A 14,061-nucleotide genomic window follows, 5' to 3' on the forward strand; every position below is an offset into this window, starting at 1 on the left:
CACCGGGGCGGTGCTCCCGGCCGGTCTCCCGGCCGAGGGCCAGGGGCGTGTGTCGAACCTCCCGCCCGCCCCCACGGGCACCGACGGCCTCAACGGGACCCGGGCCGGCGCGGCGGACGGCACGGCGCCCGCCCCGCGGAGTGAGGCGTCGAACGAGCGCGGACCCCGCCACATCGGTGCGTTCGTCGTCGGCGCCGCGGGCGTCCTCGTGGTCGTCGGGGCGACCGGGTACGTGCTGCTGCGCCGCGGCCGCCGCAGGCACGCGGAAGAACAGCGGGCCGCGCTGCGGCGGCTGCGAGCCGTGGCCGAGGAGGACCTCAAGGCGTTCGCCGCCGAGCTCGACCGGCTCGACTTCCGTGCGGCGCAGCCGGGCGTGGACGACGCGATGCGCGCCGACCACGAACGGGCGCTCGACGCGTACGACAAGGCGGGGCAGGACCTGGCGGGCGCCCGCCGCCCCGGTGACATCCGGCTGGTGACCCAGTCGATCGAGGACGGCCGCTTCTCGCTCACCCAGCTCGACGCGCGCCGCGCCGGTCGCCCGCTGCCCGAGCGCCGCCCGCCCTGCTTCTTCGACCCGCGCCACGGCCCGTCGGCCCGGGACGCGCGATGGACCCCGCCGGGCCGGGACGGGACGGGCCGCCTGGTGCCGGTCTGCGCGCAGGACGCGGCACTGCTGGAAGGCGGCGGCGAGCCGGTGGTCCGGGTGGTGGACGCCGGGGCGGGGGAGCGGCGCCCGTACTACGCGGCGGGTCCGGCCTACGCCCCGTGGGTCGAAGGCTACTGGGGTCCGTCCGGACCGTTCAGGGCTCCGCGTCGGCAAGGCGGTCCATGAGCCGCCCGGCCAGCCGCAGCACCTCGCGCTCGGTCTCGTTGAGGCGGTCGAGCGCGTCGGCGAGCCACATGTCCCGTTCGCCGGTGTCCGTGTCCAGGGCCTGTCTGCCGAGGTCGGTCAGGCTCAGCAGGGCCTGGCGCCGGTCGGCCGCGCCGGGCCCGCGCTCGATGAGCCCGTCCTGCTCCAGCTCGGCGAAGACGCGCGTCAGCGACTGCGGCCGCTGCCGTTCGGCGACCGCGATGGCGCCCGGGGTCGCCGGGCCGTTGCGCCGCAGGTGGCCGAGGACGCCGAGCTTGTTGGCGCTGAGCGCCCCCTCGGCCCGCTCCTGCCGCAGCCGCCGCCCCAGGCGTACGACACCGCGGCGCAGCTCTACATGTGCTTCCATGACGAGATAGTAAGCGATGCGTATTACAATCGCCCGCCAAGGCCGATGATCTCGGGTGTGTGAAGCGGGAACACATACGCAGCGCGTACGATGCTGCGCAACGTGCCGCCCTCACGCTAGCCCCGGCTCAGGCGCGGCTCAACGTCCGTGTGACGCCCGCCACGACGGTGGTCGTCAACGGGTCGTCGACCGGTGGCCCTGCCCCGTCGAGCCGATGGTGCGCAACCCGTTCTCCAGGAGCGCGAACGCGTGCTCCGCGTCGGCGGCCGCGCCCTCGCGGCGGGCGTCGGCCGACTCCCCGTGGGCGAGACGCCTGGCATTGTCGTCGGCCAGGGCCCAGTGGACCGCGACGATCTGTACGGCGGCCAGCCGCGCCGTGAGTTCCGGCGCGTCCGCCGTGTCGCGGAGCGCCTCGGTCAGCGCGCGTTCGGCGCCTGCCTTGAACCGCTCCATGCGGGCCACGAGTTGGGGGGCGTCGAGGATCATCCGCAGCAGTCTGAGGGTCTGTGGGTGGTCGTTGAGGCCGGTGAACGGGTCCCGCTCGCGCAGGCCCCGCAGGAAGTTGTCGCGTACGGCGGTGAGCGGGTCCGTGCCGGACGGGCGGGCCCGCACGACGCGGGCGAGTTCCGTCTCGTGGTCGGCCAGGCGGTGCACGACGAGGTCCTCCTTCGCCGGGAAGTAGGCGAAGAGCGTGCGCTTGGAGACCTCCGCGGCCTCGGCGACCCGCGCGACGGAGACCTGGTTGAAGCCGTGGTCGAGGAAGAGCTCGATGGCGGCCTCGGAGATCGCGGTGCGGGTCCGCCGCTTCTTGAGTTCCCTGAGGCCCGGCCGGTTGGCGTTCACGGCGGAAGCCTATCAGTAAGTATCCTCGGAATATTTCTGCACCTGGTATACATTTGCCATGGGTTACGAAAACGAGAATGGGCCCGAGGTCGTCGTCGCGGGAGCCGGGCCGACCGGGCTCACGGTCGCCCACGAGTTGGCGCTCGCCGGCGTCGACGTGCTGGTCGTGGAGAAGGAGCGGGAGCGGATACGGCAGGTGAAGGGTGGTGCGCTGCAGCCGCGCAGCTGCGAACTGTTCGCCCTGCGCGGCCTGCTGGAACCGCTGGAGAAGCGCGCCCTGACGCGGGAACCGGTCGGCGGGCACTTCGCGGGGCTGCCCGTCCCGCTGGACTGCACGCCGTGGCGGACTCGGCATCCGTATCCGATCGGGATCCCGCAGTGGGAGATCGAGGAGGTCGTCGAGGAGCGGGCCGTCGCGCGGGGCGCGCGGGTGCTGCGCGGCACCGCCGTCACCGGGGCCGAGCCGGGGGAGACCGGTGTCGTCGTGACGGTCGCCGGGCCGGACGGCGGCACGCGCCGGGTGCGTGGCCGGTACCTGGTGGCGTGCGACGGGGCGCACAGCACCGTGCGCAAGGCGCTGGGGCTGCCGTTCCCCGGGCGGGCCGGGACGCATCGGGCCGTGCTCGCCGACATCCGGCTCTCGGCCGTGACGCCGCTGGTGCCCCGCGCGGCGGGGCACATGAGCACGCTGACGCGGCACGCGGACGGCTACTGGGCGACGCTGGTGCCGCTCGGCGGCGACCGGTACCGGTTCACGTTCGGGCACGGGGACCGGCCCGGGGCGGAGCGGGAGACGCCCGTGACGGACGAGGAGATCCAGGCCGCGCTGGCCGTCGTGTACGGAGCGGGGGCCACGCTCGACGGCGTGGAGAACGCCTCCCGGTTCGGCGACGCCACACGGCAGTTGGAGCAGTACCGGGCAGGGCGCGTGCTCTTCGCGGGCGAGGCCGCGCACATCCATTCGCCGCTCGGTGGTCAGGGGCTCAACCTGGGCGTCCAGGACGCGTTCAACCTGGGGTGGAAGCTGGCGGCGGTGGTCCAGGGCAGGGCGGCGGACGAGTTCCTCGACACCTACCACGCCGAACGCCACCCGGCCGGCGCGAGCGTCCTGCACCACACGTCGGCGCAACGGGTCCTCGCCGCCCCGAACCCGCCGCAGGACGTCGCCGCGCTGCGCGACATCTTCACCGACCTCATGCGCCTGCCGGACGCCAACCGCCACCTCGCGGGGCTGATGTCGGGGCTGTCGCTCGGCTACGAGGCGACCGGCACCGGCTCCCCGGCGGGCTCCCACCCCCTGGCGGGCCACCGTGTCCCGGACATCGACCTGACCACGGCCTCGGACGCCGGTACTCCCACCCGCCTGTCGGCCCTCTTCCACCGGGGCCACGCGATCCTCCTGGACCTGTCGGGGTCGGCCGTCCCGCCGGACCTCGAACTCCCGCCCCGCGTCGACCTGGTGCGTGCCACGACCGGGGACGACGTGGGGGCGACGGTTCTGCTCCTGCGACCCGACGGCTACGTCCACTGGGCGGCGGACACCGACGGCGGCGGGAGCGCGGTGCGCGCGGCGTCGGCCGGCATCTTCGGGCAGACCGCCTGAGGGCTTGCCCGCCGCTCTCGGCCACGGCGAACGGGACGATCTGTGCGGCGAGTCGGCGGCGACCCGGCGGGTCAGGAGTCCTTGATCGCCGAGATGTCGAAGGTCAGCTTGATCTTGTCGGAGACGAGGACACCGCCGGTCTCCAGCGCGGTGTTCCACGTCACACCCCACTCCGAGCGCCGGATCTCCGCCTTGCCCTCGAAGCCGACGCGCTCGTTGCCGAACGGATCCTTGGCGTGGCCGTTGAACTCCAGGTCGATGGTGATGGGCCTGGTGGTGCCGACGATCGTCAGATCACCGGTGACGCGGTAGTCGTCGCCGCCCAGCGGCTCGACCGAGGTCGAGCGGAAGGTCATCGTCGGAAACTCGTCGATCTTGAAGAAGTCGGCGCTCTTCAGGTGACCGTCACGGTCGGGGTTGCCCGTGTCGATGCTCGCCATCTGTACGTCGAACGACGCCGTGGACTTGCTCGGGTCGGTGCCGTCCAGGTGCAGCGAGCCGGTGAAGTCGTCGAACTGGCCCTTCACGTTGGTCACCATCGCGTGCCGCGCGGTGAAGCCGAGCGTGGTGTGGGCCGGGTCGATGGTGTACTCGCCGCTGAGAGCGCCGAGGTCGGGGCCGCCCGTCCGCGCGGCGGGGGAAGTGGGGGAGGAGGCGGGCGCGGGGGAGGAGTCCTGCTTGCGGCCGAAGATGCCCATGACGTGCTCCTTGGAGGGGGAGAGCGGATGTGAATGTTGAATGTTGAAGCACTGCTGATGTCGACGATAGCGCGACAATGTTCAACATTCAACATAACGCGTTCTGTGACCCTTCGATTACACCCGCGCGGGCGCCGCGCTGCCCGTTCGGAGGTGTCGGGCGATCGCGGTACGGTCGTTCGTGTGAGCCGCGTCTCAGGATCTGCCTTTGTGTGACCCCTACAAGCCGCCGGGGCCCTGAGCAGTCACTTCGGCTGTACCGTCCGATGGTTCTGTTCGGGGCTACCAGGAAAACGGGCCGGAGACTGTGTGGAGTCGACGGCCCTTTTCCTTGGTCGGCTTCGTAAGGTCGCTACATGACCGTTTTGGACGACACCGCCTCGAACCCCGGGGACGAGCCCACCGACGCGCGCGGGCGCACGGCCGAACTGCACGCGATCCGCGAGCAGGCGTTGCGTGGGCCGAGCGAGAAGGCGACCGAGGCGCAGCATGCGAAGGGCAAGCTGACCGCGCGTGAGCGGATCGGTCTGTTGTTGGACGAGGGGTCGTTCAACGAGGTCGAGCAGTTGCGTCGGCACCGGGCGGTGGGTTTCGGCCTGGAGGCGAGGAAGCCGTACACCGATGGTGTGATCACGGGCTGGGGCACGGTCGAGGGCCGGACGGTCTTCGTCTACGCGCACGACTTCCGGATCTTCGGTGGCGCGCTCGGTGAGGCCCACGCGACGAAGATCCACAAGATCATGGACATGGCGATCGCGGCGGGTGCGCCGCTGGTGTCGCTCAACGACGGTGCCGGTGCCCGTATCCAGGAGGGTGTCAGCGCGCTCGCCGGGTACGGCGGGATCTTCCAGCGCAACACCAGGGCGTCCGGGGTGATCCCGCAGATCAGCGTGATGCTGGGCCCGTGCGCGGGCGGCGCGGCCTACTCACCGGCTCTGACGGACTTCGTGTTCATGGTGCGGGACACCTCGCAGATGTTCATCACGGGCCCGGACGTCGTCAAGGCGGTCACCGGTGAGGAGATCACGCAGAACGGGCTCGGTGGCGCGGACGTGCACGCCGAGACCTCCGGCGTGACGCACTTCGCGTACGACGACGAGGAGACCTGCCTCGCCGAAGTCCGCTACCTGCTGTCGATGCTCCCGCAGAACAACCGGGAGAACCCGCCGGCCGTCGACTCCGACGACCCGGCCGACCGGCGCGGCGACGCACTCCTGGACCTGGTGCCGGCCGACGGCAACCGCCCCTACGACATGGCCAAGGTGATCGAGGAACTCGTCGACGACGGCGAGTACCTGGAGATCCACGAACGCTGGGCCCGCAACATCATCTGCGCCCTCGCCCGCATGGGCGGCCAGGTCGTCGGCATCGTCGCCAACCAGCCGCAGGCCCTCGCCGGTGTCCTGGACATCGAGGCGTCGGAGAAGGCCGCCCGTTTCGTCCAGATGTGCGATGCTTTCAACATTCCGATCGTGACGCTCCTCGACGTGCCCGGCTTCCTGCCCGGCGTGGACCAGGAGCACGGCGGGATCATCCGGCACGGCGCGAAGCTCCTGTACGCCTACTGCAACGCCACCGTGCCGAGGATCTCGCTGATCCTGCGCAAGGCATACGGAGGTGCGTACATCGTCATGGACTCCCAGTCCATCGGCGCCGACCTCACCTACGCCTGGCCGACCAACGAGATCGCGGTCATGGGCGCCGAGGGCGCGGCCAACGTGATCTTCCGCCGTCAGATCGCCGAGGCCGAGGACCCCGACGCCATGCGCACCCGCATGGTCAAGGAGTACAAGTCCGAACTGATGCACCCCTACTACGCGGCCGAGCGCGGCCTGGTCGACGACGTCATCGACCCCGCCGAGACCCGCGAGGTCCTCATCAAGTCCCTGACGATGCTGCGCACCAAGCACGCCGACCTGCCCTCCCGCAAGCACGGCAACCCCCCGCAGTGACCCACTGCGACCACTGCCCAGGACTCCAGGAGACCTGCCGTAATGTCCATGCCTGACATCCGTGTCGAGAAGGGCCACGCCGAGCCCGAGGAGGTCGCGGCCATCACCGCGATCCTGCTCGCCCGTGCCGGCGCGACGGCCGAGGCCCCGTCCGCCGCCCACCGCGGCCGCTCCCGCGCCGGCTGGCGCCGTCTGGAGCGCGAGCCCGGCTTCCGCGCCCCGCACAGCTGGCGTTAGCCCGGCCCCCTCAGGGGCGCGAGCAACGCGCAACGGCCCGCGGCCGACGATCCACCTGCCGAGGCAGAGGGGATGTCGGCCGCGGGCCGTTGCGCGTCGCGGCCCTGGCGGCGCTTACCGCAGCCGTGCCATGAGCGCGTGCTCGACGAGCGTGATCAGGGTCGACTTGGCGTCGGCGCGGTGCCGGGCGTCGGTGGTGATGATCGGCGTGTCGGGCCCGATCTGCAGGGCCTCCCGGACCTCGTCCGGGTTGTAGGGCTGGTTCCCGTCGAAGCCGTTCAGCGCGATCACGAACGGCAGCCCGGAGTTCTCGAAGTAGTCGACGGCGGGGAAGCAGTCGGCGAGGCGGCGGGTGTCGACGAGGACGACGGCGCCGATGGCGCCGCGTACGAGGTCGTCCCACATGAACCAGAAGCGGTCCTGGCCGGGTGTGCCGAACAGGTACAGGATCAGGTCCTGGTCGAGCGTGATGCGGCCGAAGTCCATGGCGACCGTGGTGGTCGTCTTGTCGCCGGTGTGGGTGAGGTCGTCGATGCCCGCGGACGCGGACGTCATGACGGCCTCGGTGCGCAGCGGGTTGATCTCCGACACGGCGCCGACGAAGGTCGTCTTGCCGACTCCGAAACCACCGGCCACCACGATCTTCGCGGACGTGGTGGAGCGAGTGGGGGAAACCGGCCCTCCGCTAGAGCTTGCGAAGTCCACTGAGCACCCTTTCGAGCAAAGTCACGTCTGGCTGACCGCCGGCGTTCTCGTCGCCGCCGGGCTGATGAATGGCGACCAGGCCCGCCTCCGCCAAGTCGGCGACGAGAATCCTGGCCACGCCGAGGGGAATGGTGAGCAGGGCCGAGATCTCGGCCACCGACTTGATCTCCCGGCAGAGGTGGCAGATCCGCTGATGCTCGGGCAGTTGGCCCTGCAACTGGTGCGGCTGCGCGGTGGTGTGCACCAGCGCCTCGATGGCGAGCTGGTAGCGGGGCCTGGTGCGGCCGCCCGTCATGGCGTACGGGCGCACCAGGGGGTTGTTCGCGGCGGGCGCGGGCTTCGCGTCGGGGCGGGGCTGCGGCTGCACCGGCTGGATGCGGGGCGCGGGCGGCTGGTCGTAGGGACCGGGCTGCCGCATCGGGCGGGCATGGCCCGCCGTCGACGGGGCAGAGGGGAAGTTGTACCGGTTCTGCGACCCGTCCTCACGACCACCCATACCGGCCTGGCCCTGGGCGGGACCGTACGGCGACCACGGGGCCGACGAACCGCTCGGGGGTGTTGCTGAACCAGACACGTACTCCTCCTCCGGACTGCGCTGGGCACCATCGCTGTGGAGCCGCGTCCCGAAACCTTACGGCCACGGGACGCGAAAACGCACCGCTTGACTGTCAGTTGAGAAGGCTCCCCTGGAGCTCCGCGCGCAGGTCCGGCGTGAGAACCGTGCCCGCGCGGTCGACAAGAAGTGCCATCTCGTACCCGACGAGGCCAATGTCCGCCTCGGGGTGTGCGAGTACGGCGAGGGACGAACCGTCGGAGATGGACATGATGAAGAGGAATCCTCGCTCCATCTCCACAACTGTCTGGTTCACCTGGCCGCCCTCGAAGATGCGGGAGGCGCCCGCGGTCAACGAGGTGAGACCGGACGCGACGGCCGCCAGCTGGTCGGCGCGGTCACGGGGGAACCCTTCGGACATCGCCAGAAGGAGTCCGTCGGCGGAGACCACCACGGTGTGGGACACCCCGGGGGTGTTCTCCACGAAGTTGGTGATCAACCAGTTCAGGTTCTGTGCCGCCTGGCTCATCGGGCTCACACTAACGCTCCTGGTTGTAGGTGCTGTCAGGCCGACCGGGAAACCCGCTGACCTGGTTGTTCGTCTCAATGTGGGTCACTGCTGATCACTGCTTCCCTCGCTGCGGCCCCGCTGCACGCCGCGGCGCAGGTTGCTCAGCCTGCCCCGTACGTCTTCGGGGGCGCGGGAGACCTGCGGGCCGCCCTGCACGGTCGACTCCGCCGTGCCCTCGACCAGGTTGGCGCGGGGGACGCGGCGCGGCAGGCCGGACGCGGTGACCCCGCCCGCCTTCGGCTGCCTGAGCTGTCCGGCGCGTGACCAGCGTTCGTCGTTGGCCGAGCGCCAGGTGCCGTCGGTCGTGTCGTCGTCGCCGGTGCCGGCCGCCGGTGCCGACGGCTCCGGGCGCTGGGGGGCGGCGGAACCTCGGCGCGGCAGGCCCGCGTCGGTCAGCTCGTGGGGGACGGAGGAGGAGGGGCCGTCCGGTGTCGAGCGGCCGTGCGCGTCGAAGCCTACGCTCTCCGGCTCGGCGGCGTCAGCGACCTGCACGGATTCCGTCTCAGGGGCGAACGCCGGGCGGAAACCGTCCTCACGTTCGGGTGCGGACGGCGCGGTGGCCGCCTGCGCGTCCCGGCCGCCGCCGAAGGCGTCGTAGGACGGGTAGGAGTCCTGCGCGTACGAGTCCCGTGCGTAGGACTCCTGTGCGTACGAGTCCTGCGTGTACGCGTCCCGCGTGTACGAGTCCCGTGCGTACGCGTCCTGCTCGTCGCCGCCGAACGGCTCCCGGCGGAACGGCTCCTCGGGGTACGTGTCCTGCCCGAAGCCGTCCTGCCCGTACGTGTCCGGGGCGTAGGAGTCCCGGCGGAAGGCGTCCTGCGGGTCCGCCTGCGGCGTTTCCCGCTCGGGCTCGGTGTACGCGTCCGGCTCCTGGCCGTAGGACTCCTGCCCGTACGGCTCCGGCGCCTGCCACTCGGGGCGGCGGGGCTCCGCCGGGGCCTGGGGCTGCTGCGGTGTCTGCTGGGGGCTTTGCTGACTTTGCTGAGGATTCTGTGCCTGCTGGGCCTCAAGGGCCGCGCGGCGCTCCTCACGCATCAGGGAGCGGCCGACCGGGTCGAGCTCACGGGCGTCGTCCGGGACCTCGTAACGACTGTCGTCGAAGCCCAGCTCGGCGGCGGTGCGCAGCGGAGCCTTCTCGAAGGCGGCCGGCTGGTGGGGGATCATCGTCGAGACGGTGAACTCGCCGTGGTCCTCGGTCTGCCCGCCACCGCCGTGCGTGATCGCGTCCGGCAGCATGACCAGCGACGTCGTACCCGCCTGCTCGCCCGAGGGACGCAGCTGGACGCGGATGCCGTGCCGGTCCGAGAGACGGCCGACCACGAACAGGCCCATGCGCTGGGAGATCGCGGCGTCCACGGTCGGCGGGTTGGCCAGCTTATGGTTGATGTCCGCGAAGTCCTCGGCGGTCAGGCCGATGCCCTTGTCGTGGATCTCGACCATGATGCGGCCGTCGGGCAGACGGGTCGCGGTGACACGGACCTTGGTCTGCGGCGAGGAGAACGACGTCGCGTTCTCCAGGAGCTCGGCGAGCAGGTGCACGAGGTCGGTGACCGCGCGGCCGTGGATGTCGGCCTCCGGGACGCCGGACAGCTCGATGCGCTCGTACTGCTCCACCTCGGAGGTGGCGGCGCGCAGCACGTCGACCAGCGGGACCGGCTGGTCCCAGCGGCGCCCCGGCTCCTCGCCCGCGAGGACCAGCAGGTTCTCGCCGTTGCGGCGCATGCGGGTCGCCAGGTGGTCCAGACGGAAGAGGCTCTCCAGCTGGTCCGGGTCGGCCTCGTTGTTCTCCAGGTCGGTGATGAGGGTCAGCTGGCCCTCGATCAGCGACTGGTTGCGGCGCGACAGGTTGGTGAAGATCGCGTTGATGTTGCCGCGGAGCATGGCCTGCTCGGCGGCGAGGCGCACGGCCTCGCGGTGCACCTGGTCGAAGGCGCGGGCGACCTCGCCGATCTCGTCGGTCGTGTTGATCGGGATGGGCTGGACACGGGTGTCGACCCGCCCCGGCTCGGTCCGCGACAGCTGGTCGACCAGCATCGGCAGGCGCTGCTCGGCGACGTCGAAGGCGGCGGTGCGCAGGCGCCGCATGGAGCGGCTCATCTGGCGGGCCATCTGCCCGGCGAGCAGGAAGGCGGCGAGCAGTGCGAGCAGCACCGCCCCACCGGTGATCATCGCCTGGCGGCGGGCGTCGTCGGCGATGCCGGAGGCCTCGTTCACGGCCTTGTCGGCGAGATCCGACTCGATCGTGCGGTAGGCGTCGAACCGCGCCGTGTTGACCGCCCACCAGTTCTGCGGGGTCACGCCCTTGGCGGCGAGGGCCGCGCGGGCGCTCTTGGCGGTGCTGGGCAGGCCGACGAGGTCCGCGACCATGTCGGCGGGCGGGGCGACGTACGAGGGGTCCTTGCTCTTGGCGGCGGCGACCTGCTTGGCGCCGTCGGCCTTGAGCCGCTTCTGGGCCGCCTGGAGGTTCTCGAGGTCCTGGGGAGTGCCGCCGCCCTTGTACTCCTCGACGGCGATGCCTTCGAGGTAGGCGTAGCTGCCGAGCGCGGTGCGCTGCTTGGCGAAGGCGGCCGCGGACGGGCCGGGCTTGACCAGCAGGTGCATACCGATGGAGCGCTCCAGGGAGAGCGCCGCCTTGGACAGTGAGATCGCGTAGACGGTCCGGCCGTAGCTCGTGATGTTGCCGGTGCCCAGGCCCAGCTCGTTGGCGAACTCCATCAGCGGGTGCTGGATCGCGACGTAGCCCTCTTCGGTCCTCACGTCGCCGAGCTTGGACGTGTACGCGGCGGCACGCAGCTTGCCCAGACCGCTCTCGACCTTGGTGAACGCGGCCATGCGGCGTTCGAGGCCCGGTTTGTGCGGCATGCTCTTGGCGGCCTCGTGGAAGGCGTCGGCCGCGCTGTCGGTGGCCTGGCGGGCCGAGGCGACCTTCGGGTCGTCCCTCTCGCCCTGGAGCAGCGGCGCGGCGGAGATGTCGCGCTCCTCGATCAGACGGTTGCCGTAGGTCAGTGCCGCCTGCACGAGGCGGGCGGTGTGCTCGGCGTCCTGGGCCTCGTGCCAGGTGTCGAGGGAGCTCTTCACCTGGAAGCCGCCCATGACGAGGCCGACGATCACGGGTATGAGCAGGATCGCGTTCAGCTTGGCCGGAACACGCCAGTTACGCGGCGACATCCGGCCTCCCGACGGTGCCGGCACGGCCTCCTCGGCCGCCGGGGCGGCCTGGGGCGCGGTGCGCGACGGCGGGGTGAAGTTGCCCCGTGCCGACGCCGGCGCGGGACTTTTCTTGCTTCGCCTCACTCGACCAACAACCTCTCGGCGTCGGCACCTTCGTTGTGCCGGGGTGTGTCTCAAGGCCCGTTCCTACTGGGCAGTTCAGCGCATTCCAGCACGTCAGGCGATCGCTCGACAAACCTTCAGAACTGGAAGCTCCGCGTGATGCATGCCCCAGATAAAACGGTCATAAAGAGCGAGCCCCGCCAAAAGGCGAGGCTCTTGTGAGCGCAGCGGAACCGGATGTGCGCGACCTGTGTCGGCCACGTCCGATTTCTCTTTCGAAACGTTATGAACAGTACGGCACCGCGTGTCAAAGGCCACAGGGGCCTCGGGCACGCCTACGACAACTGCCGTACACATCCGGCCACTTGGTGACCGACTTCTGACCGCTTCGAATGTCTGCTCCGGTCCCGTCCTCGGGCCCTGCTTCCGCCCTTGTCTCAGCCCCTCACTTCAGCCGCGCCATGAGGGCGTGCTCGACCAGGGTGATGAGCGTGGACTTGGCGTCCGCGCGGTGCCGGGCGTCGGTGGTGATGATCGGCGTGTCGGGGCCGATCTGCAGGGCCTCGCGCACCTCGTCGGGCTGGTAGGGCTGCGCCCCGTCGAACCCGTTGAGGGCGACGACGAACGGCAGCCCGGAGTTCTCGAAGTAGTCGACGGCGGGGAAGCAGTCGGCGAGGCGGCGGGTGTCGACGAGGACGACGGCGCCGATGGCGCCGCGTACGAGGTCGTCCCACATGAACCAGAAGCGGTCCTGGCCGGGTGTGCCGAACAGGTACAGGATCAGGTCCTGGTCGAGCGTGATGCGGCCGAAGTCCATGGCGACCGTGGTGGTCGTCTTGTCGCCGGTGTGGGTGAGGTCGTCGATGCCCGCGGACGCGGACGTCATGACGGCCTCGGTGCGCAGCGGGTTGATCTCCGACACGGCGCCGACGAAGGTCGTCTTGCCCACGCCGAAGCCACCGGCCACCACGATCTTCGCGGACGTGGTGGACCGGCCGGTCCCCGTCGCGCCGTCAGAGCTTGCGAAGTCCACTGAGCACCCTTTCCAGCAGCGTCACGTCCGGCGCGCCGCCGTTGTTCTCGTCCCCGCCCGGCTGGTGGATCGCCACGAGCCCGGCCTCCGCCAGGTCGGCCACGAGGATGCGGGCCACTCCGAGCGGCATCGTCAGCAGCGCCGACACCTCCGCCACCGACTTCACCTCGCGGCACAGGTGGCAGATGCGCTGGTGCTCGGGGAGCAGGGTCATCAGCGCCGCCGGGTCGGCGGTCGTGCTCACCAACGCCTCTATCGCGAGCTGATAGCGCGGCCGGGTCCGGCCGCCGGTCATCGCATAGGGACGGACCAGCGGCTGGTCGCCCTCATCGCCGTAGGCGGCGGTATCGGCACCGTACGGGTCGTGAGGAGCGGTGGGCGGGGTCATGGATCCTCCGGGCTGGACGGACAGGGGTGCGGCCTGCCGTCTCGGGGTGGGCCGGTGGGGGGATTGTGACGGCCGGGCGGTGGTTACGTAACTGCTCTGGATTCCGGGGCTCGTGATGCGACAGACTCTGGTTGCGGCCGGGGTTACCGGCCGTCACCTGCCTCAGTGCAGCAGGCTTCCTTGCAGCTCGGCGCGGACGTCCGGGGTGAGTACGGCGCCCGCGCGATCGACGAGCAGTGCCATCTCGTACCCGACGAGACCGATGTCGCACTCGGGGTGTGCGAGCACGGCGAGGGACGAACCGTCGGAGACGGACATGATGAAGAGGAATCCTCTCTCCATCTCCACGACCGTCTGATTCACCGTGCCGCCCTCGAAGATGCGGGACGCGCCCGCCGTCAGCGAGGTCAGCCCCGACGCCACGGCCGCCAGCTGGTCCGCGCGGTCGCGCGGGAACCCCTCCGACAGTGCGAGCAGCAGGCCGTCCGCGGACACCACGACCGTGTGCGAGACACCCGGTGTGTTGTCCACGAAGTTGGTGATCAACCAGTTCAGATTCTGTGCCGCCTGGCTCATCTGGCTCAACTAACGCTCCTGCTGGTGAGAGGGGCGGGGGTAGTTGCCGGTGTCGCCGCTTCCGGCCTGCCGACCCTGCTGGATGCCCCGACGGAGATTGGTCAGCCGCCCACGCACGTCGTCGGGCGCACGCGAGACCGCGGGTCCGGCCTGCGTCTGCTGTTCCTGTGCCGTGCCCGCCACGAGGTTCGCCCGGGGCACACGGCGCGGCAGACCCGACGTGGTGACGCCGCCCGCCGCGGGCTTGCGGACCCGCTCCGCCTGGCGGATCAGGTCGTCGTTGGGGGACTGCCGCCAGTTCTCCGGAGCGGCCTGGGCCTGCGCCGGTTCGGCGGCCGGGGCGGGCCGCGCGGGTGCGGGTGCCGGCGCCTGCGGCCGCTGGGGCTGCTGCTGGGCCGGCCGCTGGGGC

Annotated in this window: 12 protein-coding genes and 3 pseudogenes; 4 read left to right on the top strand and 11 right to left on the bottom strand. The window is 71.0% G+C overall.

The features are described 5' to 3' along the window. Positions 1 to 835: pseudogene (locus tag OFY01_RS08845) on the top strand (hypothetical protein); the annotation flags it as partial. Here OFY01_RS08845 and OFY01_RS08850 read toward each other — a convergent pair. Both OFY01_RS08850 and OFY01_RS08855 read right to left on the bottom strand, forming a co-directional pair. Beyond that, entirely contained in the window at positions 804 to 1,220 is a 417-nt protein-coding gene (locus tag OFY01_RS08850) for a MarR family winged helix-turn-helix transcriptional regulator (RefSeq protein ID WP_266598003.1), read from the bottom strand. The pseudogene OFY01_RS08845 and the gene OFY01_RS08850 overlap by 32 nt on opposite strands. A gap of 174 nt (positions 1,221 to 1,394) precedes the next feature. After that, positions 1,395 to 2,063, bottom strand: coding sequence for a TetR/AcrR family transcriptional regulator (locus OFY01_RS08855; protein WP_266598005.1), 669 nt, complete (start codon positions 2,061 to 2,063; stop codon positions 1,395 to 1,397). Positions 2,064 to 2,121: 58 nt separating this feature from the next. Between OFY01_RS08855 and OFY01_RS08860 the strand changes: the two genes are divergently transcribed. Then, on the top strand, positions 2,122 to 3,666 hold the full coding sequence (locus OFY01_RS08860; protein ID WP_266598007.1) for an FAD-dependent monooxygenase: 1,545 nt from the start codon (positions 2,122 to 2,124) through the stop codon (positions 3,664 to 3,666). Positions 3,667 to 3,737: 71 nt separating this feature from the next. Here OFY01_RS08860 and OFY01_RS08865 read toward each other — a convergent pair whose 3' ends face one another. Then, on the bottom strand, positions 3,738 to 4,364 hold the full coding sequence (locus OFY01_RS08865) for a YceI family protein (protein ID WP_266598009.1): 627 nt from the start codon (positions 4,362 to 4,364) through the stop codon (positions 3,738 to 3,740). Positions 4,365 to 4,720: 356 nt separating this feature from the next. Here OFY01_RS08865 and OFY01_RS08870 point away from each other — a divergent pair, with 356 nt between their 5' ends. Then, positions 4,721 to 6,316 (top strand): acyl-CoA carboxylase subunit beta, encoded by a 1,596-nt coding sequence (locus tag OFY01_RS08870; protein WP_266598011.1) that lies wholly within the window; start codon positions 4,721 to 4,723, stop codon positions 6,314 to 6,316. 42 nt (positions 6,317 to 6,358) lie between these two features. After that, the gene (locus OFY01_RS08875) at positions 6,359 to 6,553 is read left to right on the top strand and encodes an acyl-CoA carboxylase subunit epsilon (RefSeq protein WP_266598013.1); all 195 of its coding nucleotides are present in this window, start codon (positions 6,359 to 6,361) and stop codon (positions 6,551 to 6,553) included. A 114-nt stretch (positions 6,554 to 6,667) separates the two neighbouring features. Here OFY01_RS08875 and OFY01_RS08880 read toward each other — a convergent pair whose 3' ends face one another. From OFY01_RS08880 to OFY01_RS08915, 8 genes and pseudogenes are all read right to left on the bottom strand, one after another. Next, positions 6,668 to 7,258: a GTP-binding protein gene (locus tag OFY01_RS08880; RefSeq protein ID WP_266598015.1), complete on the bottom strand. Its 591-nt coding sequence runs from the start codon at positions 7,256 to 7,258 to the stop codon at positions 6,668 to 6,670. Then, entirely contained in the window at positions 7,239 to 7,832 is a 594-nt protein-coding gene (locus OFY01_RS08885) for a DUF742 domain-containing protein (protein WP_266598017.1), read from the bottom strand. Before OFY01_RS08885 ends, OFY01_RS08880 begins: the two co-directional genes overlap by 20 nt. 94 nt (positions 7,833 to 7,926) lie before the next feature. After that, complete coding sequence (locus tag OFY01_RS08890) at positions 7,927 to 8,340, bottom strand: roadblock/LC7 domain-containing protein (RefSeq protein ID WP_266598019.1); 414 nt, start codon at positions 8,338 to 8,340, stop codon at positions 7,927 to 7,929. A gap of 10 nt (positions 8,341 to 8,350) precedes the next feature. Further along, positions 8,351 to 11,676, bottom strand: a pseudogene (locus tag OFY01_RS08895) (nitrate- and nitrite sensing domain-containing protein). Positions 11,677 to 12,100: 424 nt separating this feature from the next. After that, on the bottom strand, positions 12,101 to 12,688 hold the full coding sequence (locus OFY01_RS08900; RefSeq protein WP_266598023.1) for a GTP-binding protein: 588 nt from the start codon (positions 12,686 to 12,688) through the stop codon (positions 12,101 to 12,103). Then, complete coding sequence (locus tag OFY01_RS08905) at positions 12,669 to 13,076, bottom strand: DUF742 domain-containing protein (protein WP_266598025.1); 408 nt, start codon at positions 13,074 to 13,076, stop codon at positions 12,669 to 12,671. Before OFY01_RS08905 ends, OFY01_RS08900 begins: the two co-directional genes overlap by 20 nt. 162 nt (positions 13,077 to 13,238) lie before the next feature. Then, positions 13,239 to 13,652, bottom strand: coding sequence for a roadblock/LC7 domain-containing protein (locus tag OFY01_RS08910; RefSeq protein WP_266598026.1), 414 nt, complete (start codon positions 13,650 to 13,652; stop codon positions 13,239 to 13,241). A 9-nt stretch (positions 13,653 to 13,661) separates the two neighbouring features. Next, a pseudogene (locus OFY01_RS08915) lies at positions 13,662 to 14,061 on the bottom strand (nitrate- and nitrite sensing domain-containing protein); the annotation flags it as partial.

The organism is Streptomyces beihaiensis (assembly GCF_026274175.1).
Lineage (GTDB): Bacteria > Actinomycetota > Actinomycetes > Streptomycetales > Streptomycetaceae > Streptomyces > Streptomyces beihaiensis.

What these genes read in the sequence shown, in the direction of transcription:
- OFY01_RS08850 (WP_266598003.1), bottom strand. Translation starts at nt 1,220, where the DNA reads ATGGAAGCACATGTAGAGCTGCGCCGCGGTGTCGTACGCCTGGGGCGG.
- OFY01_RS08860 (WP_266598007.1), top strand. Translation starts at nt 2,122, where the DNA reads ATGGGTTACGAAAACGAGAATGGGCCCGAGGTCGTCGTCGCGGGAGCC.
- OFY01_RS08865 (WP_266598009.1), bottom strand. Translation starts at nt 4,364, where the DNA reads ATGGGCATCTTCGGCCGCAAGCAGGACTCCTCCCCCGCGCCCGCCTCC.
- OFY01_RS08870 (WP_266598011.1), top strand. Translation starts at nt 4,721, where the DNA reads ATGACCGTTTTGGACGACACCGCCTCGAACCCCGGGGACGAGCCCACC.
- OFY01_RS08875 (WP_266598013.1), top strand. Translation starts at nt 6,359, where the DNA reads ATGTCCATGCCTGACATCCGTGTCGAGAAGGGCCACGCCGAGCCCGAG.
- OFY01_RS08890 (WP_266598019.1), bottom strand. Translation starts at nt 8,340, where the DNA reads ATGAGCCAGGCGGCACAGAACCTGAACTGGTTGATCACCAACTTCGTG.
- OFY01_RS08905 (WP_266598025.1), bottom strand. Translation starts at nt 13,076, where the DNA reads ATGACCCCGCCCACCGCTCCTCACGACCCGTACGGTGCCGATACCGCC.
- OFY01_RS08910 (WP_266598026.1), bottom strand. Translation starts at nt 13,652, where the DNA reads ATGAGCCAGGCGGCACAGAATCTGAACTGGTTGATCACCAACTTCGTG.